This is a genomic window from Aeromonas fluvialis, from assembly GCF_000819885.1.
In the GTDB taxonomy this organism is placed as follows: Bacteria; Pseudomonadota; Gammaproteobacteria; order Enterobacterales; family Aeromonadaceae; genus Aeromonas; species Aeromonas fluvialis.
This window is the reverse complement of the sequence record NZ_CDBO01000068.1, coordinates 160,035-180,218: the sequence shown is the minus strand read 5'-3', so window position 1 is coordinate 180,218 and position 20,184 is coordinate 160,035. Positions and strand designations below refer to the sequence as shown.

At 59.4% G+C, this 20,184-nt stretch carries 18 protein-coding genes; 11 read left to right on the top strand and 7 right to left on the bottom strand.

What is annotated here, in order from left to right; all coding sequences use genetic code 11:
- The first annotated feature begins 169 nt into the window (after nt 1–169).
- The 6 genes from BN1125_RS15155 to gcvP all read left to right on the top strand — a co-directional run bounded on the left by BN1125_RS15155 (nt 170) and on the right by gcvP (nt 8,724).
- Nucleotides 170–739, top strand: a complete 570-nt coding sequence (locus BN1125_RS15155) for a UPF0149 family protein (protein ID WP_042013255.1) — start codon at nt 170–172, stop codon at nt 737–739.
- A gap of 176 nt (nt 740–915) precedes the next feature.
- On the top strand, nt 916–2,139 hold the full coding sequence (gene ubiH, locus BN1125_RS15150) for a 2-octaprenyl-6-methoxyphenyl hydroxylase (RefSeq protein ID WP_042013253.1): 1,224 nt from the start codon (nt 916–918) through the stop codon (nt 2,137–2,139).
- 122 nt (nt 2,140–2,261) lie between these two features.
- Nucleotides 2,262–3,545, top strand: a complete 1,284-nt coding sequence (locus tag BN1125_RS15145) for an FAD-dependent 2-octaprenylphenol hydroxylase (protein WP_042013252.1) — start codon at nt 2,262–2,264, stop codon at nt 3,543–3,545.
- Between the two features lie 417 nt (nt 3,546–3,962).
- The gene (gcvT, locus tag BN1125_RS15140) at nt 3,963–5,060 is read left to right on the top strand and encodes a glycine cleavage system aminomethyltransferase GcvT (RefSeq protein WP_042013250.1); all 1,098 of its coding nucleotides are present in this window, start codon (nt 3,963–3,965) and stop codon (nt 5,058–5,060) included.
- Between the two features lie 84 nt (nt 5,061–5,144).
- Nucleotides 5,145–5,534 (top strand): glycine cleavage system protein GcvH, encoded by a 390-nt coding sequence (gene gcvH, locus BN1125_RS15135; protein WP_042013249.1) that lies wholly within the window; start codon nt 5,145–5,147, stop codon nt 5,532–5,534.
- A gap of 298 nt (nt 5,535–5,832) precedes the next feature.
- Entirely contained in the window at nt 5,833–8,724 is a 2,892-nt protein-coding gene (gene gcvP / locus BN1125_RS15130) for an aminomethyl-transferring glycine dehydrogenase (RefSeq protein WP_042013248.1), read from the top strand.
- Between the two features lie 611 nt (nt 8,725–9,335).
- On the opposite strand, the gene BN1125_RS18190 is transcribed toward gcvP, so the two are convergent.
- The 3 genes from BN1125_RS18190 to BN1125_RS15110 all read right to left on the bottom strand — a co-directional run bounded on the left by BN1125_RS18190 (nt 9,336) and on the right by BN1125_RS15110 (nt 12,301).
- Entirely contained in the window at nt 9,336–10,178 is an 843-nt protein-coding gene (locus tag BN1125_RS18190; RefSeq protein WP_156993418.1) for an FtsX-like permease family protein, read from the bottom strand.
- A 562-nt stretch (nt 10,179–10,740) separates the two neighbouring features.
- On the bottom strand, nt 10,741–11,538 hold the full coding sequence (locus BN1125_RS15115) for an amino acid ABC transporter permease (RefSeq protein WP_042013246.1): 798 nt from the start codon (nt 11,536–11,538) through the stop codon (nt 10,741–10,743).
- Nucleotides 11,531–12,301, bottom strand: coding sequence for an amino acid ABC transporter ATP-binding protein (locus tag BN1125_RS15110; protein WP_042013244.1), 771 nt, complete (start codon nt 12,299–12,301; stop codon nt 11,531–11,533). The genes BN1125_RS15115 and BN1125_RS15110 overlap by 8 nt, the downstream gene beginning before the upstream one ends.
- Nucleotides 12,302–12,407: 106 nt before the next feature.
- Between BN1125_RS15110 and BN1125_RS15105 the strand changes: the two genes are divergently transcribed.
- Nucleotides 12,408–12,950, top strand: a complete 543-nt coding sequence (locus tag BN1125_RS15105) for a hypothetical protein (RefSeq protein ID WP_042013242.1) — start codon at nt 12,408–12,410, stop codon at nt 12,948–12,950.
- A gap of 216 nt (nt 12,951–13,166) precedes the next feature.
- Nucleotides 13,167–13,448 (top strand): RNA recognition motif domain-containing protein, encoded by a 282-nt coding sequence (locus tag BN1125_RS15100; protein ID WP_005337180.1) that lies wholly within the window; start codon nt 13,167–13,169, stop codon nt 13,446–13,448.
- A gap of 70 nt (nt 13,449–13,518) precedes the next feature.
- On the opposite strand, the gene BN1125_RS15095 is transcribed toward BN1125_RS15100, so the two are convergent.
- Complete coding sequence (locus BN1125_RS15095) at nt 13,519–14,418, bottom strand: aldo/keto reductase (protein WP_042013241.1); 900 nt, start codon at nt 14,416–14,418, stop codon at nt 13,519–13,521.
- Nucleotides 14,419–14,566: 148 nt separating this feature from the next.
- On the opposite strand from BN1125_RS15095, the gene BN1125_RS15090 reads away from it, so the two are divergent.
- The 3 genes from BN1125_RS15090 (at nt 14,567) to ltaE (ending at nt 16,892) form a co-directional block, all read left to right on the top strand.
- Nucleotides 14,567–14,974, top strand: coding sequence for a helix-turn-helix domain-containing protein (locus tag BN1125_RS15090; RefSeq protein WP_042013240.1), 408 nt, complete (start codon nt 14,567–14,569; stop codon nt 14,972–14,974).
- 87 nt (nt 14,975–15,061) lie between these two features.
- Entirely contained in the window at nt 15,062–15,763 is a 702-nt protein-coding gene (locus tag BN1125_RS15085; RefSeq protein ID WP_042013239.1) for an SDR family oxidoreductase, read from the top strand.
- Between the two features lie 112 nt (nt 15,764–15,875).
- Nucleotides 15,876–16,892 (top strand): low-specificity L-threonine aldolase, encoded by a 1,017-nt coding sequence (ltaE, locus tag BN1125_RS15080; RefSeq protein ID WP_042013238.1) that lies wholly within the window; start codon nt 15,876–15,878, stop codon nt 16,890–16,892.
- Nucleotides 16,893–16,958: 66 nt separating this feature from the next.
- Here the strand turns inward: ltaE and BN1125_RS15075 are convergent, their stop codons facing one another.
- The 3 genes from BN1125_RS15075 to BN1125_RS15065 are packed head-to-tail and all read right to left on the bottom strand — an operon-like array spanning nt 16,959 to nt 19,411.
- Nucleotides 16,959–17,390 (bottom strand): PAS domain-containing protein, encoded by a 432-nt coding sequence (locus tag BN1125_RS15075; protein ID WP_042013237.1) that lies wholly within the window; start codon nt 17,388–17,390, stop codon nt 16,959–16,961.
- A gap of 8 nt (nt 17,391–17,398) precedes the next feature.
- Nucleotides 17,399–18,418: a response regulator gene (locus tag BN1125_RS15070; RefSeq protein ID WP_042013236.1), complete on the bottom strand. Its 1,020-nt coding sequence runs from the start codon at nt 18,416–18,418 to the stop codon at nt 17,399–17,401.
- Between the two features lie 54 nt (nt 18,419–18,472).
- Nucleotides 18,473–19,411, bottom strand: a complete 939-nt coding sequence (locus BN1125_RS15065) for a LysR family transcriptional regulator (protein ID WP_042013235.1) — start codon at nt 19,409–19,411, stop codon at nt 18,473–18,475.
- Between the last annotated feature and the right edge of the window lie 773 nt (nt 19,412–20,184).

Here is a 20,184-nt window from a genome sequence, read left to right as displayed (position 1 = left end):
TCCTCAATACGGCGGAGCTGATTTCCGCCTTTATCCACGTGGACAACTGGGCGGGACTATATAGCGCAGATGCATAAGTTTCAAGGCCTTGCTGGCTCTGGAAGAGGGAGAATGCTAGGATCCTGAGCATTAATTCTGCAAATTTGCCTGAACTTTGAGCGGATCTTCGATGAGCAAAACGAACCCCCATAAATATGCGGCCGTGGCCGACATCATGGAACAGCATGAGCTGATGGCCAGTGCTGTAGAGGCCCATGGTGTAATTTGCGGTCTGGTGTGTGGTGGCGTGGCCCTGGATGACAAGAGCTGGTTGCCCTATTTCAACGATCTGGTGAACGACGGTTTCGGCCTGCCGGCCCCGGTGCGCCAGGTGATGACCGATCTGTATCACAATGTGGTCGAGAGCCTGATGGCCCAGAAGGGCGTCGAGTTGCTGCTGCCAAGCGACGATGCGCCCCTTGATGAGCGCATCGACTCACTGGTGGATTGGTCACAGGCGTTTTTGGCCGGTTTCGGTGTGGTGCAGCAGGAGCTCTCCCGCGCGTCGGAAGAGCTGCAGGAGATGATCCAGGATATCGCCAGCATCACCCAGGTCTCTGCCGAATTCGATCAGGAAGATGACGAGAACGAAGCCTCCTTCCTGGTGCTCTACGAGCACGTCAAACTGGGGGTCATGATGTCCTTCGAAGAGTTTGGCAAGCGCCCCGACACCCCGAGCGAGCCGCCGACCCTCCACTGAGCCGGTGGCCGACGCGGCTGAACACTATCTGCAAGAGCGCCTGATGGCGCTCTTTTTTATGGTTGTTTTGTGGCTAACCCTGTGAGGCGCAACCGGTTTTTTGCCGCTGACGTCGCATTCGGCCAGCGGCTTTGTGATAGCATGAGGCCACCTTTTTCACTTCTTCCTCTCTGCTTATGTCTCAATCTGATGTGCGACAGGTCGATGTCACCCTGGTCGGCGGTGGAATGAGTGGTGCCGTGCTGGCGCTCTCGCTGGCGGCCCAGCTTCGATCCGATGGCTCCCCCCTCGAGATCCTGCTGCTGGAGGCGAGCGTCCCCGAACAGCACACCCATTCAGGGTTTGACGCTCGCGCCATTGCGCTCTCGGCCGGTACCTGTGATGCGCTGTCGCGGCGCGGACTCTGGCCGCTGTTTGCCCCCCACTGCACCCCCATTACCCATATCCATGTCTCGGATCGGGGCCACTTCGGTCAGGCTCGCCTGTCGGCTGCCGAATATGGTCTGCCTGCGCTGGGTCAGGTGATCGAGCTGGCGTCCGCCGGTCACGAGCTGCAACGGGCGATGGCGGCTGCCAGCAATATTCGGGTCTGTTGTCCGGCCCGGGTGAGCGAGATTGAGCCCGATGCTGAGAAGGTGAGCCTCACCCTCGAGAGTGGCGAGCGGATTGAAACCCGCCTGCTGGTGGCGGCGGACGGGGGCAACTCCTTCGTGCGTCAGCACGTCAAGTTGCCGGTGACCCGCCACGACTTTGAGCAGAGCGCCATCATCGCCACCGTCAAAACGGCGCAAGACCCCAAGGGGCGTGCCTTCGAGCGCTTTACCCAAGGGGGCCCGCTGGCCCTGCTGCCGATGCAGGATGGCCTCTCCTCGCTGGTGTGGAGTGTCGGCCGCCATGAGGTGGATGAGCTGATGGCCCTCGATGAGGCGGCGTTTCTCGCCCGACTGCAGCAGGCTTTCGGTTGGCGGCTCGGCCGCTTCGAGCGATGCGGCGTGCGTCACGTCTATCCGCTCATTCTGACCGCCTGCGACTATCCGCTGGCCCAGCGCACCGTGCTGGTGGGCAATGCGGCTCACGCCCTGCACCCCATCGCCGGGCAGGGCTTCAACCTCGGGATGCGGGATCTTGACCTGCTCACCGGGGCGGTGGCCAAGGCGTTGGCAGAGGGGGAGGATATCGGCAGCTTCAAGGTATTGAGTGGCTACTGGCAGCAGCGTCAGCGCGATCAGGAGCAGACCGTCTGGCTCACCTCCTCGCTGGCCCAGCTTTTCTCCAATGGTCACGGCCCGTTGGTGGCGGGGCGCAATCTGGCGCTTACCCTGATGGGGCGGCTCCCATGCCTCAAGGCGCCGCTCGCCTCGCGCACCCTGGGTTTTGTCGCCGATGTGTGCGGCAACTAGCCAGCACTTGTTGAGTGGAACCTGCTGACCGCCATTCGTTGATCAAAACGTATTGAATAAAGAGGCGATGCCTGCGGGCGTCCCCTCGCTGGCCAACGGGTCAGCCCTGAAAGGATGAGATGATGCAGATGCAAAATGTGGATGTGGTGATTGTCGGTGGTGGCATGGTGGGGCTGGGGCTCGCGGCGGCCCTTAAACATAGCGCCCTCAAGGTGCTGGTGGTGGAGGGGCAACTGCCCGACCCGCAGCTGGGGGAGGTGGCCGACAACCGGGTCAGCGCCCTGAGCCTGGCCAGCCAGCAGATCCTGCGCCATGTCGGCGCCTGGGACGGCATTGAAGCGCGCCGCCTGCAGGCCTACGACAAGATGGCGGTGTGGGAGCAGGACAGCTTCGGTCATATCGACTTCGATGCCGCCAGCCTGCGCCAGCTCTCCCTCGGCCATATCGTCGAAAACCGGGTCATCCAGCTGGCGCTGCTTGACGCGATTCTCGCTGACGGGACACGGGGCGCCAGCAATATCCAGCTGCTTACGCCAGCCAGAGCAAAGAGTTTGCAAAGCGGCCCGGCGGGCGCCCTGCTGCTGCTTGAAGATGGTCAGGCCATCTCTGCCAAATTGGTGGTGGCCGCCGATGGCGCCCACTCCTGGGTGCGCCGTCAGGCCGATATCCCGCTCACCAGCTGGGATTATGGCCACCACGCACTGGTGGCGACTGTGCGCTGTGCCGAACCCCACGAAGCGGTTGCTCGCCAGATCTTCACCCCGGATGGCCCGCTCGCCTTTTTGCCGCTGTGGCAAGAGAACCTCTGTTCCATCGTCTGGTCGCTGCCTGCGGCCCGCGCCGAGGCGCTCTGCGCCTGCGATGACGAGCAGTTCAACCGCCAGCTTACTGCCGCCTTCGATGCCCGCCTCGGTCTGTGCAAGGTGGAGGGGCCGCGCAGCGCCATTCCGCTCACCGCCCGCTATGCCCGCGATTTTGCCCGTGAGCGGTTGGTGCTGGTGGGAGATGCCGCCCACACCATCCACCCGCTGGCGGGGCAAGGGGTCAACCTCGGCCTGCTGGATGCTGCCGCGCTGGCGGAGCAGATCTTGCAGAATCATGCCGCGGGTGAGGATATCGGCCTGCTCGCAAACCTGCGCAGCTACGAGCGCTGGCGCAAGAGCGAAGCGGCTCGCATGCTGGCGGCGATGGAGGGGCTCAAGCGACTGTTTAGCGGCGCCAATCCGCTCAAGAAGCTGGTGCGCGGTGTTGGATTGCGGGCGGCCAATCTGCTGACGCCCTTCAAGGAGGGGGTGATCCGCGCCGCCATGGGGCTGGAGGGAGAGCTCCCCGCATTGGCCCGTCCTGACTGGGCTGTTGCGGCGACCAAGGGCAGTGCCATGCAGGCCAAAGGTGAAAAAAACTAATATTACTCGCTGTTTTTTGCAACAAAAGTAATCCGACAAGGCTGATGACCCGTTTTGGGTGTCAGCCTTTAATTTTGCTCTGGAGCGAAACGTTTTTCTGCAAATTGTGACGAAACGGTAAAAATCAAAATTTAATCTCGTCTGAGTCGGCTTATGGCTGTTTTTATCACTGTATTTATCTTAGTGTCTGGAGTCTGTTTTACGGGAGGGGATTAGTTTTTTTTTGAGCGGCGCACTCGCCTGCTTGTCATATAATCCGCTCCGTTCAAGGAATCCCTCTTGCCTGGCAAGGGCAGGAGCGAGCACACACTTTTGGGGCCGGTCGCTATTTGCTGCGCGCACTGCAGTCAGAGCTGTGGCGCGGGTTGCAAGGGGGGTCGCCAAAGCGAAAAGGCTTTTTGCTAAGGAAAGAATGCGATGATCCAGACGACTGTACTGCATCCCAAACACCTGGAAGCTGGCGCCAAGATGGTGGACTTCCACGGTTGGGAAATGCCCATCAACTACGGCTCCCAGCTGGAAGAGCACCACGCAGTGCGAAGCCGGGCCGGCATGTTCGATGTCTCCCACATGACCATCGTCGATCTGACCGGCGAACGGGTCAAAGCCTTTCTGCAACACCTGCTGGCCAACGACGTGGCCAAACTCACTGCCCCCGGCAAGGCCCTCTACAGCGCCATGCTCAACACCGATGGCGGCGTGATCGATGACCTCATCACCTATTACCTAACCGATACCTTCTACCGGCTGGTGGTCAACTCCGCCACCCGCGACAAGGATCTGGCCTGGATCCGCCATCACGCCATCGATTTCGACGTCACCGTGACCGAACGCCCCGAGCTGGCCATGATCGCGGTGCAGGGGCCCGAAGCCAAGCTCAAGGTTGCCTCGGTGCTGAGCGCCGCCCAACGCACCGCCGTGGTGGGGATGAAACCCTTCTTCGGTGTGCAGGCAGGGGAGCTCTTTATCGCCACCACCGGCTATACCGGCGAGGATGGCTACGAGATCGTGGTGCCGCAAGAGAAAGCCTGCGAGCTGTGGCAGGCACTGCTGGATAACGGCGTCGCCCCGTGCGGCCTCGGTGCCCGCGATACCCTGCGCCTCGAAGCAGGGATGAACCTCTACGGTCAGGATATGGACGAGTCAGTCTCTCCGCTGGCCGCCAACATGGCCTGGACCATCGCCTGGGAGCCGAGCGATCGCAACTTTATCGGCCGCGACGTGCTGGAAGCGCAGAGAATGGCGGGCAACCAGCCCAAGCTGGTGGGTCTGGTGATGATCGATAAAGGGGTGCTGCGTGCCGGTATGCCCGTTACCTTCACCGCGGCAAACGGTGAGAGGCGGGAAGGTGTGATCACCTCCGGCTCTTTCTCCCCCACCCTGGGCTACAGTATCGCTCTGGCGCGGGTGCCCCGCGATATCGGCGAGCAGGCCCAGGTGGAGATCCGCAACAAGCTGGTCACAGTGACGGTCACCAAGCCCGCTTTTGTCCGTAACGGCCAGAAGTTGGTTTAATACCGTTTTGGGGGAGGGCCGTGCCTTCCCCGCCGCTTTTTATATTCGTTTTTAAACGCGACTCAAAGATCAAAGGAAGCACAAATGAGCCATATCCCGAGCGAACTGAAATATGCCACTTCCCACGAGTGGATCCGTGTTGAAGCCAACGGCGAGGCCGTGGTCGGTATCACCGAGCACGCCCAAGAGCTGCTGGGTGACATGGTGTTTGTCGAGCTGCCGATCGTTGGCAAGCAGGTCAGTGCCGGTGACGACTGCGCCGTGGCCGAGTCGGTCAAGGCGGCCTCCGACATCTATAGCCCGGTGAGCGGCGAGATCATTGCCGTCAACGAAGAGCTGGAAGGGAGCCCCGAGCTGGTCAACTCCGACCCCTACAGCGCTGGCTGGCTGTTCCGCATCAAGCTCGATGACGAGAGCGAGCTGGCCAACCTGCTGGATGCCGAAGGCTACCAGAACGTGGTGGACGAAGAGTAATGCCCCCGGGCCCTGCCAACACAGCAGGGCCCCTTTGTATGACCGCCAACCGGGCAAGCACCGGTCGGTGGAAGGGTGAAGTCGTCCGCGCCAGCCGTTTGCCAGCCTAGGAGCCTAGGAGGCAAACGGGCCGGTTCGCAACAAGGCGATCCCCTCTTGATGCTGCCGCAGCATCCGGTGCCGCCCCCTGCCTGCGGGACCCAGAACATGAGTGGAGTCGGTATCAGCCGACGATCAGGAACATCAGGTCTTGGTTATTAGGATGTCATGCCAGGACTTATTTATCAGGAATAGGGAAATGACCCAGTCACTGTTTGAACTCGAGCAAAAAACCGATTTTGTCCGCCGTCATATCGGCCCGGGCGAGGAAGAGCTGCGCCAGCTGCTGGCGACCGTCGGGGCCGAAAGCCTGGACGATTTGATTGAACAGACCGTGCCCGCCGCCATTCGCCTGCTGGGTCCGCTGGGGATCGGTGCCGGCATGACCGAAGTGGAGGCGCTGGCCAAGCTCAGGGGCTATGCCGCTCAGAACAAGATTGCCAAGAGCTACATCGGCATGGGTTATCACGATACCCATGTGCCCCACGTCATTTTGCGCAACGTGCTGGAAAACCCGGGCTGGTATACCGCTTACACCCCGTACCAGCCCGAGCTGGCGCAGGGCCGTCTCGAAGCCCTGCTCAACTTCCAGCAGCTGACGCTGGATCTGACCGGCATGGATCTGGCAAGCGCCTCCCTGCTGGATGAAGCGACCGCCGCCGCCGAGGCGATGGCGCTGGCCAAGCGGATGGCTAAGTCCAAATCCAACCTCTTCTTCGTGGCCGATGACGTGCACCCGCAGGTGATCGATGTGGTCAAGGAGCGCGCGGTTCACTTTGGTTTCGACGTGGCGGTTGGCGCCGCGAGCGATGCAGTGAGCGAAGAGGTGTTCGGTGCCCTGTTCCAGTACCCCACCACCACAGGTGAGGTGAAAGATCTGCGCGCCCTGATTGCCGCGGTACAGGCCCAGAAAGGGCTGGCTTGCGTCAGCGCCGATCTGCTCTCCCTGCTGCTGCTCAAGTCCCCGGGCGAGCTGGGCGCCGACGTGGTGTTGGGCTCCGCCCAGCGCTTTGGTGTGCCCATGGGTTACGGTGGCCCACACGCCGCCTTCTTCGCTACCCGCGATGCCTACAAGCGCTCCATGCCGGGCCGCATCATCGGTGTTTCCAAGGATGCCCGTGGCAAGGCTGCGCTGCGTATGGCGATGCAGACCCGCGAGCAGCATATCCGCCGCGAAAAGGCCAACTCCAACATCTGTACCGCACAGGTGCTGCTGGCCAACATGGCGAGCTTCTACGCCGTCTACCACGGCCCGGTGGGGCTGAAAACCATCGCCTCCCGCGTGCACCGTCTCACCACCATTCTGGCGCTCGGCCTCAAGGCCAAGGGCGTGGCCCTCAAGCATGCCAGCTGGTTCGATACGATCACCGTCTTGACTAACGAAGGGCAGACTGCTGACAAGGCCGCGCTGATTGCCAAAGCCGAAGGGCTGGGCATCAACCTGCGTGCAGACCTCGACGGTGCGGTAGGGGTGTCGCTCTCTGAAACCACCACCCGCGCTGATGTGGTCGAGCTGTTCGATCTCTTCCTAGGCCAAGGTCACGGGCTCGATATCGAGGCTCTCGACAAGGCGGCCCAGACCCATCATGCCATCCCGCAGGATATGCTGCGCACCGATGCCGTGCTGACCCACGAGGTGTTCAACAAGTACCACTCCGAAACCGAGATGCTGCGTTATATCCACCGTCTCGAAGCGAAAGATCTGGCGCTCAACTACGCCATGATTTCGCTCGGCTCCTGCACCATGAAGCTCAACGCCACCGCCGAGATGATCCCGGTGACCTGGCCCGAGTTTGGCAAGCTGCACCCGTTCGCCCCGCAGGCGCAGGCCAAGGGCTACCAGCTGCTGCTGGCCGATCTGGAAGATTGGCTGGTGAAGGTGACCGGTTATGATGCGGTCTGCATGCAGCCCAACTCTGGCGCTCAGGGCGAATACGCAGGTCTCTTGGCCATCAAGAAGTACCACGAATCCCGCGGCGAGGGGCATCGCGACATCTGCCTGATCCCAGCTTCTGCCCACGGTACCAACCCGGCCTCTGCCCAGATGGCGGGGCTCAAGGTGATCGTCACCGCCTGTGACAAGTCCGGCAACGTGGATCTCGACGACTTGCGCGCCAAGGCCGCCGAGGCGGGGGAGCAGCTCTCCTGTCTGATGGTGACCTACCCCTCCACCCACGGGGTGTATGAGGAGACCATCAAGGAGGTGTGCGACATCGTTCACCAGCACGGTGGTCAGGTCTATCTGGACGGTGCCAATATGAACGCGCAAGTTGGGTTGACGGCGCCGGGCTTTATCGGGGCGGACGTCTCTCACCTCAACCTGCACAAGACCTTCGCCATTCCTCACGGCGGTGGCGGCCCGGGCATGGGCCCCATCGGCGTGAAGCAACATCTGGCACCGTTCGTGGCTGGTCACGCCGTGGTCAAGACCGAACTGGCGAGCCGTGACAACGGCGCCGTGTCGGCGGCACCGTTCGGCTCGGCCAGCATCCTGCCCATCAGCTGGATGTATATCGCCATGCTGGGTGACGAGGGGCTGAAGAAATCCACTCAGGTGGCTATCCTCAACGCCAACTATCTGGCCAAGAAGCTGGGTGAATCCTTCCCGGTGCTCTATTCCGGCCGCAACGGTCGGGTGGCCCACGAGTGCATTCTTGATATCCGCCCGCTTAAAGAAGCCTCAGGCATCAGCGAGATGGACGTGGCCAAGCGGCTGATGGACTACGGCTTCCACGCGCCGACCATGAGCTTCCCGGTAGCGGGCACCCTGATGGTCGAGCCGACCGAATCGGAATCCAAGCGTGAGCTGGATCGCTTCGTCGAGGCGATGACATCCATCCGCGCCGAGATTGCCAAGGTGCAGGAGGGGCAGTGGAGCCTCGCCGACAACCCGCTGGTCCATGCGCCGCACACTCAGGATGACGTGATGGATGCAGAGTGGTCCCGTGGCTACAGCCGCGCCGAGGCGGTCTTCCCGTCCGACGCCGTGCGCGCCGCCAAGCTGTGGCCGTCAGTGAACCGTATCGATGACGTGTTTGGTGATCGCAACCTGTTCTGCGCCTGTATTCCGACCGAGGATTACGTCAAGTAAGTGGCGCACTGATCACGGCCATTTAAGTTGGAAACCGACCATTTAAGTTGGAAACTCAAAGGCCCTGCAACAGCAGGGCCTTTTTATTTTTTGCGGTGATTAAATGTAATTAAATTACAAAAATGATCTCGGTTGGTGAGCACGGACATTTAAGTTGGAAACTGCAAGGCCCTGCATCGCAGGGTCTTTCTATTTGCACGGTGCATGAATTGCGCAACAGCCGGGCGTTGATTGAGCAATATCAGTGACGTGACCCGCGTTGATGGTCCGCTCGCGGCGGATCTTTATCGCGATCATAACGATAGAGGCAAAATGCGAGCTGGCACGCTTGACGCACCTGCGCCAGTTGCGACAGACTGCCGCCGCATCATTGGCGATAACGCGATATGTTGTGAACGTGCCGCCGCTTGCCACCCTCAGTGTCGGGCCTCAGCAGGCAGATGCTTTCGGACCGATTTGGGAGGTGCGTTACACCGTAACCAGGGTAGTCTCCTTGCCATGTAACTAATAGCCTACGTCCCAATTACGTGTTAAAAGGCTAGGCTTGAAGTAGGCCATCACCTTGATGGTTGAATCTTACACGCTCCGGCTAAAGCGTTCGTTAAAAATGGTCAGCCTCCCGTTTCGGGACTGAGCCCGTCAGAGAGTGTGCGACGATAGCAACGCATCGCTGGTAGCAGTCCAGCCAGCAGACCGGCCGCGAGCATCCCTGAGAATAGTGGCACGATGGTGCTCCAGGTGAATGCAGCGGACAGACTCAATCCATAGCGCTGAACTAGCGTGCTCTCGAGTGCTGACAAGGTTAACGCCGCACAAAACATCCCCACCAATACGCCGCCAAGCGTGAGCAGAAGGGCTTCGCCGATGATCAACAGAAATATGTGCCGAGGCCTCGCACCGACAGCGCGTAAAACTGCCATTTCCCGACGACGCTCTTCCAGTCCACTCCAGAGTACGGTCAACATTCCCACCAACACCACAGTGATTACACACCATGACATGCCACGCAGTACATTCTCGGCCACGCCAACAATCTCCCAGAGTTCCAGAAGTGCCGGGCCCGGCATGACAGCGCTGAGCGGCTCCGCTGGCCAGCTACCGAGATGCGCCTGCATAAACAACGCAGCCGCGCGCTGATCGAGGGCAACCAGCATCGCCGAGATCCGCTCCGGAGCTTTAATTACCAGGCGGGCTTCTTCTGCGCTGAGTTTGTCAAATGCATCAGGGGGGCCCCCGATGTCAGGATAGTTGCCGCCTGACCTGATTTGTTTAAAAGTGAAGACCGGGGGTGGAAAAGAGTGTCGAATGACTCGTAACTCAAGTGAGCGGAAGGCTGCCTTAGGCTCGTCGATCAGTTCAAGAGCTCGCCCATAATCGTCCTGATTATTGACCCGGGCGATGTAGGGCACTTGGGCCAATGCTTCTCTAATCTGAACCAGGGCAATACTTAACATGATCTGACATTCCGCACCTGATTGGGGATTTTTTTTGGTTCTTCGCGTAATCGTGGGGAAGTGAGAGTTGATAGACAGGGTCGAGGTATACTGGTCGTCGCCAAACACACCAACCCCTGAGCCCTGCTGTCACCATGCATCCTATCGATCTTGCCGCTTTTTGGCCAGGCTACGCTGTCGTAGCCAGCCACCAAGATACCAACAACACCCTCACGCTCACGCTAGAGCCGCTCACCACCGAGCTTCCACGCTGCGGTCGCTGTCTTGAGCCAAGCCCCCTGATCCACGATCGCCGTATCCGTCTTATACGGGATCGCGTAAGTGCCGCGCCCCATGCAGGTGACAGTGAGCGTTGGCCGCCGCCAGTCGGTCACGGCGTCAATCTTGCCAACACAAGCCGCATCCAGCGCATGAGTCTTGGGAATGCCAAACGTACTTCTGTTGAATTTTGTTCTGCCTCCCGAGGCAGACTCAACAGGTAATCCTGTCTTTTTCAGCTCAGCCAACAGTGCCCAGCGAGTGCTGTTGACAGCGGCAGCATCCCTCAGGGGTATCTTTAGGGTTAGCGTCCTTGTTTGTCCGGATTCAGGTGACGGGCCAGCGCCCGCGAACAGGCTGACAACGTCAGGGTTAACAGCAAATAGAGGGCGGCCACGGTAAACCACACCTCAAAGGTCAGAAACGTATCGGCAACCAGAGTACGCCCTTCGTTGGTCAGATCGAAGATGGCGATCACACTCACCAGCGCTGAATGTTTGATAAGGGAGACCAGCTCGTTGGTGAGTGGCGGCAAGGTGATGCGCACCAGCTGGGGCAGGATCACCTTGCGCAAGGTGATGGCCCGTGACAAGCCAAGCGACTGGGCTGCCTCCCACTGCCCTTTGGGAATGGCCTGTACGCCTGCACGCAGCACTTCGGCGGTGAAGGCGCCCTGATAGAGAGAGAGGCTCAACACGACGCAGGCAAGGGGGGCCAATCCCAGCATGGGGCCCAGCAAGAAATAGAGAATATAGAGCTGCACCAGCTGGGGCGTGGTGCGCACCAGCGCCAGATAGGCGATGGCGAGCCAGGGGCCGAGCCGGGAGGGGAGCAGCCGCAGGCTGACCACGCACACCCCGACCGCCATCGTGCCCAGCAGACTGAGCAGTGCCACCTGCAAAGTGACCAGCAGGCCGTTTAGCAAGGGGCCGGCATAAAAGCTTCCCTCATCCCACTCGCCGAGGAAGGGCAACACCCGCGGCCACTGCCACTCATAGCCCATCTGGCGAGCGCCGCTATAGAGCGCCCAGCCAAGCAGCGCAGAGAGCACCACAGTGCCTGACAGCCAGCCGAGCAGATGGGGGCGTTTGAGCCTAGCCATGATAGCTGAGCACCTGTTCGAGGAAGGCCTGGGTGCGCGGGTGCCGGGGGGCGCTGAACAGCTGGGCGGGGGGCGCCGATTCGATGATCTTGCCTTCGTCCATAAAGAGCACCCGATCTGCCACCTGACGGGCAAAACCCATCTCGTGGGTGACGCAAATCAGGGTCATCCCTTCGTCAGCCAGCTCGCGGATCACATCGAGCACTTCGCGGATCATCTCGGGGTCGAGGGCGGAGGTAGGCTCGTCAAACAGCATCAGCTCGGGCTGCATGCAGAGGGATCGGGCGATGGCGACCCGTTGCTGCTGGCCGCCGGAGAGCTGGTGAGGGTACTTGTCGGCCTGCGCCTGGATGCGCACCCGCTCGAGCAGCCCGAGCGCCCGGGCTTTGGCCTCCTGGGGGCGCAGCCCCAAGGTATGTACCGGCGCCACCATCAGGTTTTCCAGCACCGTCATATGGGGGAAGAGGTTGAACTGCTGAAACACCATGCCGACCCGACCTTGCAGGCGACGCAGGTAGGCGGGGGTCACCGGCTCGCCAAACAGGAACAGCTGGCCGCCGTCGATCCCCTCCAGCCCGTTGATGGTGCGGATCAGCGTCGATTTTCCCGAGCCTGACGGGCCACAGATGACCCACTTCTCTCCCCGTTCAATGGTGAGATCGATGTGATGAAGAGCCTGAAAGTCGCCATAGAATTTGTCGACGCCACAAAAGCGCACACAGGGTTGCGAGCTGGTCAAGAAGCGGGTTCCACTGAGAATCATTTACGCCATGGTATTGATTTTATAGGGGGATGACAAAGAAAACCCCCTTGTCAGCATCCTGATGGCTATTCACAATGGCGCCATTTCGTGATGACAGGAGCTTTTCATGCGTATTACATCCTTGCTTGCCGGTTCCCAGGTGCAGTTGTTGATGCCGCCAGCGGCTCGCTATCGCTGCGTCATTTTTCTGCTGTTGCTGGTGAGTTGGAGCGTGGTGGTGGCCTCCTTGTGGGATGGCTGGGGCGCTATGGCGCTGCTCAACTGGGTGGGCGTGGTTTTTGGTGGCATCACCGGGATTATGGTGTCGCTGCCCCGCAGCTGGCAGCCCTGGCGCCTGGCGGAGCTGGGGTGGGATGAACAGCATATCTATCTGCTCAATGGCAACAAGGATGAGGCGCTGGCGCTGCCCCGCAACCAGCTGGTGGCGCTTGAACGGGAGCGGCGAGTGGGTCACGACGGCCAGTGGCTCGACTTCAGCCTCGATCTGCAACTGAGTGAAGAGGAGCTGGCGGCGGCCATGGCCTTGCTGGATCTCAAGGCGGGGGAGCTCCATCTGGTAAGCCCATCTGTCTATCGCTTCGGCTTTAAACGAGCCTGGCACGGTCGCCGGAGGCTGGCACAGCGGCTGTCAGATCTGCAATCGGCCTGAGTCGACTATTTTCTCGACAATTCCCGGCAAAGCTCAGATACTGCCAGTGACTCGAATTGATCTTGTCTGCACTGTTAACCCAAGAGATCAATCACTTGACGACAGTGTGGAGAGGGCCACGGCATGAAGCCATGGCAGGTCCGGCATAGGGGTTGTGCCCTTACCGTTATGCTGGGAATTGCATAGAGAAGGCACCTTGAATCGAGAGTGGATGGCATGAAGATTTACGTAGGAAATCTGTCGTACCGGATGACGGCCGACGAACTGAAAACCCTGTTCAGCCAGTTTGGACAGGTCGATAAAGTTGATATCATCATCGACCGCGATACCGGCCAGTCAAAGGGGTTTGGTTTTATTGAAATGCCGGTCAATGGTGATGCCGAAAAGGCCATCGCTGGTCTGCATGGCACTGAAGTCGGTGGCCGTACCATCACCGTCAACCAGGCCAAACCGAAGACAGATGCCCCCCGTGGTCGCCCGCAACAGCGCCACCGCTAAGGTGCCTCGGCAATGAAAAACGGCATGGGTTTCCCCCATGCCGTTTTTGTTTCTGGACGTTTTGCTGTTATCAGGGGACGTCGTAACCGAGCGCCGCCTTGCGGATGCGGAACCACTGCTGGCGGTTCAGCCCGGTGGATTCGGCGGCCACGGCGGCAGCAATCCGCTCCCGCTTGCCGGAGCCAATCAATGGCAGCGGCTGGCTTGGCAGCATCATCACCCAGGCGTAGACCACCTGTTCGATAGTCTCGGCGCCCACTTCCTGGCGGATCTGCTCCAGTTCGGCACGCAGCGGGGCATACGCATCATCGCTGAACAGTCGGCCGCCGCCGAGACATGACCAGGCCATCGGTTTGATGCCAAGCTGCTGGCACTGATCCAGGGTGCCATCGAGGGTCCCCTCCTGATGGAGCGGCGAGATCTCCAGCTGATTGGTGACCAGCGGGAAGGGGAGGCGCGATTGCAGTAGCTCGAACTGGCGCGCAGTGAAGTTGGATACCCCGGCGTGCTTGATCTTGCCCGCCTGTTTCAGGGTGATAAAGGCGTCGGCCACTTCATCGGCGTTCATCAGGGGATCCGGGCGGTGGATCAGCAGCAGGTCAAGATGGTCGGTGCCGAGCTTGCGCAGCGAGGCCTCTGCGCTGGCGATGATATGGTCCTTGCCGGTGTTGTAGTGGTTGAGAGCATGCTCCGGCTTGGCGGTGAGGGCGATGCCGCACTTGCTGACGATCTCCATCCGCTCGCGCAGGGAAGGTTCGAGGCGCAGGGCATGGCCAAAGGCCTCTTCGCACTGATAGCCGCCGTAGATATCGGCATGATCGATGGTGGTGACCCCCAGATCCAGATGATATTTCATCAGATCGAGCAGCGCCGCCGGAGAGAGTTGCCACTCCATCAGGCGCCAGTAACCCATGATGAGACGAGAGAAGGTGGGACCTTGCGGATGCAGGGCGACACGGGATACAGACATGGTTGACTCCTTGGCAAACGAGATGCAAAAACGCGGTGCAACATAGATGATGCGCGCATCTTGGCCCCATGTGGCTGGCAAAGCAATAATGGGCAGTAGCATGATTCGAACTTTGGTTCTGACCGAAGACCAATAGGGAGAGAGTGAGATGGACGGATTTGCCGAGCGCTTGCAGAGCCTGATCGGGGAGATGAGCGTGAGTGCTTTTGCCCGCAAGGTGGGGCTCAGTGAAGCACTGATCCGCAAATATTTGAAGGGGGCCGAGCCCGGCCTGGCGCGGGCCAACCAGATCGCCATGGGGGCCAACTGCTCGCTGGAGTGGCTGGCGACCGGCTGCGGTTATCTCTATCGTCAGGCGGAAGTGGTGGACAGGGAGGCGCTGGCGGCGGCGCAGCAACTGCTGGGCGAGCAGCAACCCGGGGTGGGGTTGCCCGATGAGGAATCTCTGGTCACCCTGCTCGCCTATTACCAGTTTTTGCGTACCCACAAGAAAGCGGACGGTTTTCTCGATCTGGCGCTGGCGCGTGAGTTCGGCCGTCATTTGGGGGAAGCGTGATGAGGAGCGTATTCCCCTTTGGTCTGGTCACCGTCGGTTGATTATTCTGATACGCTCTAAGCAAGATAACTCTCGATGGAATGGGCGATGAGCTACTTGATCCTCGGAAGCGGTGCGCTGGGCTCGGCGCTGGCAAGAGAGCTGATGGCAAGGGGGGAGTCCTTCCTGCTGGCCGGGCGCAACTATCCCAAAGGGATCGAGATGGCGGATTTCTTCCCGCTGCCAGAAGTCGATGCCATCTCGTTCGATGCCCTGTTTACCCTCTACGATACCGATCCGCTCCCCTCTGTGGTCATCAACACCATCGGCCTGCTGCACGATATCAGCTTTATGCCGGAGCGGCGGGTCGAAGAGGTGGATCCCAAATGGCTGTGCGACAGCCTGCTGGCCAATGCCTGGCCAACCCTGGCGCTGGCTGCCCGCTTCAGCCGGTTGATGGGGAGTGACCATCCGTTGTGGCTCTGTGCCATCTCCGATCTGGCGGGCTCCATCACCGCCAACCAAGAGGGGGGGCGTTACAGCTACCGGATGAGCAAGGCGGCCCTCGACATGGGGGTGAAAACCCTGGCCCTGGAGTGGGCGCAGCGTTTCCCGCAAGCAGGGGTGGTGGCAGTAGCGCCCGGCTTGATGGACTCCCCGATGAACACTCCCTTTCTGAGCGAGTTGCCTGTGGAACAATTGCAGGATCCTGCCGAGGTGGCGGTGAAACTGCTCAATCTCATCAAGGGGTTATCGTTGACCCAATCGGGTCAGCTACTGGATCTCAACGGTCAGCCGCTGCCTTGGTAAATCCCGCCTGCGGGTTCTGCGGACGTCTATTGGCTTCACATTCTGCTCATGCGCCCCTTGCCAAGCGAGGGGCGCATGGCTAACGTCACTCTCCTGTTTCAGGAGGGATCTCATGCGCTATATCGATTTACGAAGTGACACCGTCACCCAGCCTACTGACGCCATGCGTCAAGCCATGCTCCACGCCGACGTTGGTGACGATGTCTATGGTGAAGATCCGTGCGTCAACACGCTGGAGGCCCATGGGGCCAGATTGCTGGGCAAACAGGCGGCGCTGTTTGTGCCATCAGGCACCATGTCCAACCTGCTGGCAGTGATGAGCCACTGTCAGCGTGGTGAGGGGGCCATATTGGGATCCGCGGCTCACATCTATCGCTATGAAGCGCAGGGGAGTGCCGTGCTGGGCTCCGTGGCCTTGCAGCCCTTGCCGATGCAGCGCGACGGTACGCTGGCGTTCGATGATATCAAGGCCACGCTGGCCCCTGATGATGCCCACTTCGTCCAGACTAGCCTCATCTGCCTTGAGAACACCCACAACGGCAAGGTGCTGCCGCTCTCCTATCTGCAAGAGATGGGGGCATTCGTTGCCGAGCGTGGCTTGAAGCTCCATCTCGATGGCGCCCGGCTCTTTAACGCTGCCGTGGCCAGCGATACCCCGGTCGAGGTGATCGCCGCGCCGTTTGACAGCATCTCGATCTGTCTCTCCAAGGGGCTGGGCGCACCGGTGGGTTCACTGCTGGTGGGCAGTCACGACGTCATCGCCCGTGCGCGCCGCCTGCGCAAGATGTTGGGGGGCGGCATGCGCCAAGCGGGCATTCTGGCGCAAGCCGGTCTGTTTGCCCTCGAGCAGCATGTGCACAGGCTGGCGGATGATCACCGCCGTGCCAAACGGCTGGCCGAAGGGCTGGCGGCACTACCGGGTATCGAGCTGGATCTCGCCCAGGTGCAGAGCAATATGGTATTTCTGCGCCTGAAAGACGGGGAGTCCCAAGCGCTCATTGCTTTTATGAAGGATCGCGGGATCCTCTTCTCCGGCTACGGTGAGCTGCGGCTGGTGACTCATCTGCAGATCAATGACGATGATATCGAAGAGGTGATTGACACCTTTACCGAATATCTGGGGGCGTGAAAAGCATGGATAAACAATCAGGGCGCCACGGCGCCCTGATTGTTTTAAATGTCGATGGAGCTGGCATCAACCCTGGTGCGGCCCTGTCATCAACATGGCCTCATCGGTGGCATCGTAGATCATCACTGCGATATGGGTCACCTGACCGCCGAAATCGGCCAGTGGCACCAGCGTCAGGTTCTGGAACATGTGGGGGGCCGAGCCGGTAATGGGGCGATAGTTGGAGAAACGCAGCAGATAGGGTTTCTGCTCCCAAGTGCTGAAGGCGCGGTTGTTGAGCTTGAACACCATGTTGGCCTTGCGCTCGAACCAGGCTCTGTCTACATCAGGGAACAGCTCGAACAGTACGCCATCGCGCACCTCACCGGCCAGTCGACCGCTGTGGCTCTCCATAAATCCGTTCCACACCTGTACCTTGTACTCCTGGTCGAGCACCACCAAGCCTACGTCCAGGTTCTGGACTATGTTCATCAGCCAATGAAATTCACGGATTTCCATAGTCACTCCTAGAGCATGTGCATGATTTTGTTGTTCATGGTGGCGATGGAATCTTCGGTAAACAGCAGCAGCAGATCACACTGCACCGCGTAATCCTGGATCCGGTAGTTGATCTCGATGGCCAGCGTGCGGCGCCAGCGGCTCTTGTTGGTGTTGATCAGCTCGTTGATGGGTCTGTGCTGGCCGAGCACCACCGGGTGGCCCTGACTGAAGGGGGTGTCGAGCTGGTTGGCGAAGCCGCGCAGGAAGGCGCCGATCAGCACGTTGGCAGTATCCATCAACAGCTCCAGTTCGGCGGTGCGATCCAGCGTCCCCTGATGGTGCATCAGCTTGGCCAAATCGGTGAAGCTGGAGTCATGGAACAGGATCAGCGCTTCACCGGCGATCCCCGCCCCGATGAAGCCCTGACAGACGGCGGAGAGGGTATCCGAATCTGCGGCTGCCGCCAGGGCCATATGCAGTTCGGAGACCTCCAGCACGTTGACGTTGGGGATGGGCAGTATCACGAAGGCGTTGAGCAGACGGGCCAGCAAGTCGGCCGCCTGACCCATGGAGACGTTGGCCAGCTCCTGATAAACGTCGCGGATCTCCGGGGTGATCTTGATGCCGGCATCGGCCAGCTCGTGTTCGGACTGTGTTGCTGAGACAGGCTGACCCTTGGGGGGGCTATGCCAGAAGCCGTGTTGCCTGAGCAGGGTGCACAGGGTTTCCGGCGATGCGGGTTTTTTGATGAAATCGAGGGCTCCCAGCCCCATGACCTTCTGGTATGCCTCTGGCTGGATATCGCCTGAGACCACGAACACCTTACTGCGTAGCCCCTCCCGTTGCAGGGTCTCCAGCACACCGTAACCGTCCATTTCCGGCATGGTAAGATCGAGAAAAATGAGATCGCCATGGCCCATCAGTACCTGTTCGATCCCTTCAAGACCATTTGCCGCGTAGTGCAAATCGACTTTCCAGTCGGCCGGGAGTGCCCGTGCCAGCTGTTTGCGGGCGAACCCCGAGTCATCACATATCAATACATTCATGGCGTTAGGCAGGCTCTGTTGGCGAGGATTGCTATAAGTGTGGCCCGCTAACAGTCAGATGCAATGGGGGAGGCTATCACCCTGTGAAAATTGGTTATCCCATTGCGGCTTGCGATAGCGTGCGGAGTATTTTTCAACAAATTCAGCGAACATCTTAACACGCAATGGGGCGAACTGGTGCTGGCAACACAACATGTAGAAGGGGCGATTGCCAGTTTGCCAGTCGGTCAGGACCGGCACCAACTGCTCATCATGGAGGAAGCTGCTCAGATAGTGCTGCGGGGCGTTGACGATCCCCAGATGACGCCGGGCTGCGAGCACGGCGGCCTGGGTCTGGTTGACGGTCAGTTTGGCGCTGCGTTTGATACAAATGTTTTGACCGTCCTTGTCGGTCAGCTGCCAGTGCTGGTGAGGCCAGCAATAGATGAGATCGTGCTCTTCCAGCTGGTTGGGGTGGGAGGGGGTCCCCTTCTTGGCCAGATAGAGTGGCGAGGCAAACAGGCCATATCGGCTATGACCGAGGCAGATCGCATTGGGCAGTGACTGGGGCAACTCGCCATTGAAGAACACCAGATCCCGATCATTGTCGAACAGATGCTGGTGATCATTGGTCTGGGTGATCTCGAACTGTACTTCGGGATAGTGCAGCCCGAACTCAGCCAGCATATCGATGAGGATGGTGTTGGAGAGCGCGATCGGTGCAGCGATCCGGATAAGCCCGGTGATGTCGGCCTCTTTCCCCCGGATCTCGCTGGTGGCCTGCTCGATTTGTGCAAGCGGTGTGCAGAGGCGCTCATAGTATCTGAGCCCTTCATCGGTTAGACGGAGTTTGCGGGTAGAGCGATGTAGCAGAGAGCAACCCAGTTTATCTTCCAGCTGGGAAATGCGTCGACTGATGGTGCCTGTTGGCATGCCCAGTGCGGCTGCCGCATGGGAGAATCCTCCCTCTTGCACCACCTTGACGAACAGGTAGAACTCTTCGATGTGCTTCATAAGTGCTGTTCTGGGTGTAACAAAGGGGCAACCATAAAAAGAGCCTTCTCGCTTGGCAAGGGGAATTCAGCGTTTAATTGATCTGGATTCGTTTCCTATGAATAGCCGTTTGCGTGTTTATTTGTCTTCAAACGAGCATGTTTTTGCCACTCAGTCGTGGTGATGGTTACGAGGTGTCATCGGAGAGTCCCAGAGAGGGGAAGGCGACAGGGGTAGCAAAAAAGCGGCTCATATTCTGGAACAAGGAGAGTAACACGGCCAGGCAATGTGCGACCCCATTTGTTCGCACCTTCGCCAAGACACGATCTTTTTTCTGCGATGTGAATGTGACGGCTGTCGCATATTCATCATGTCAGTCTGGTGCAGGTAGATAATCGTTTTGAGGTATTTCAGTTCCTTGTCAAGACGCTATTTGGGGCCGGCTGTGCGCTTTTTGTCTGTTTATGCAACACGCTAGTTAATAAATGAAAGTTTTGTGAGGGAAATACCGGCACTTTTTACAGTTGGCTTTGCTGTCAGCAAGTAGGTGTCTGTTGTGAACCGAAAACATGTTTTTTGAAGCATCCTGAGTAAATTTCTTAGTGCTTGTTTTTGTTAGAAAAAAAAGTTAAAAACGAGTAAGTGATTTGTTTTGATTGGCAGGAGCATTGGCTGAGTCCTTTTTTCTGTGGCTGGATTGGCTCTCCTGTGGTTGATTTCTGAAATCAGTTATCAGCTTTTGGCCATTGCGAAAAATAGTGGCCGAGAGGTGTTTTCACCTTGCATTCTGCTTA

Bases quoted from the DNA above. Each gene is read 5' to 3' on its own strand.
- gcvP (WP_042013248.1), top strand. From the start codon at position 5,833: ATGACCCAGTCACTGTTTGAACTCGAGCAAAAAACCGATTTTGTCCGC.
- BN1125_RS15070 (WP_042013236.1), bottom strand. From the start codon at position 18,418: ATGAATGTATTGATATGTGATGACTCGGGGTTCGCCCGCAAACAGCTG.
- BN1125_RS15085 (WP_042013239.1), top strand. From the start codon at position 15,062: ATGAGCTACTTGATCCTCGGAAGCGGTGCGCTGGGCTCGGCGCTGGCA.
- BN1125_RS15075 (WP_042013237.1), bottom strand. From the start codon at position 17,390: ATGGAAATCCGTGAATTTCATTGGCTGATGAACATAGTCCAGAACCTG.
- BN1125_RS15065 (WP_042013235.1), bottom strand. From the start codon at position 19,411: ATGAAGCACATCGAAGAGTTCTACCTGTTCGTCAAGGTGGTGCAAGAG.
- ubiH (WP_042013253.1), top strand. From the start codon at position 916: ATGTCTCAATCTGATGTGCGACAGGTCGATGTCACCCTGGTCGGCGGT.
- BN1125_RS15145 (WP_042013252.1), top strand. From the start codon at position 2,262: ATGCAGATGCAAAATGTGGATGTGGTGATTGTCGGTGGTGGCATGGTG.
- BN1125_RS15115 (WP_042013246.1), bottom strand. From the start codon at position 11,538: ATGGCTAGGCTCAAACGCCCCCATCTGCTCGGCTGGCTGTCAGGCACT.
- BN1125_RS15105 (WP_042013242.1), top strand. From the start codon at position 12,408: ATGCGTATTACATCCTTGCTTGCCGGTTCCCAGGTGCAGTTGTTGATG.
- gcvT (WP_042013250.1), top strand. From the start codon at position 3,963: ATGATCCAGACGACTGTACTGCATCCCAAACACCTGGAAGCTGGCGCC.
- BN1125_RS15090 (WP_042013240.1), top strand. From the start codon at position 14,567: ATGGACGGATTTGCCGAGCGCTTGCAGAGCCTGATCGGGGAGATGAGC.
- BN1125_RS15155 (WP_042013255.1), top strand. From the start codon at position 170: ATGAGCAAAACGAACCCCCATAAATATGCGGCCGTGGCCGACATCATG.
- gcvH (WP_042013249.1), top strand. From the start codon at position 5,145: ATGAGCCATATCCCGAGCGAACTGAAATATGCCACTTCCCACGAGTGG.
- BN1125_RS15110 (WP_042013244.1), bottom strand. From the start codon at position 12,301: ATGATTCTCAGTGGAACCCGCTTCTTGACCAGCTCGCAACCCTGTGTG.
- BN1125_RS15095 (WP_042013241.1), bottom strand. From the start codon at position 14,418: ATGTCTGTATCCCGTGTCGCCCTGCATCCGCAAGGTCCCACCTTCTCT.
- ltaE (WP_042013238.1), top strand. From the start codon at position 15,876: ATGCGCTATATCGATTTACGAAGTGACACCGTCACCCAGCCTACTGAC.
- BN1125_RS15100 (WP_005337180.1), top strand. From the start codon at position 13,167: ATGAAGATTTACGTAGGAAATCTGTCGTACCGGATGACGGCCGACGAA.
- BN1125_RS18190 (WP_156993418.1), bottom strand. From the start codon at position 10,178: ATGTTAAGTATTGCCCTGGTTCAGATTAGAGAAGCATTGGCCCAAGTG.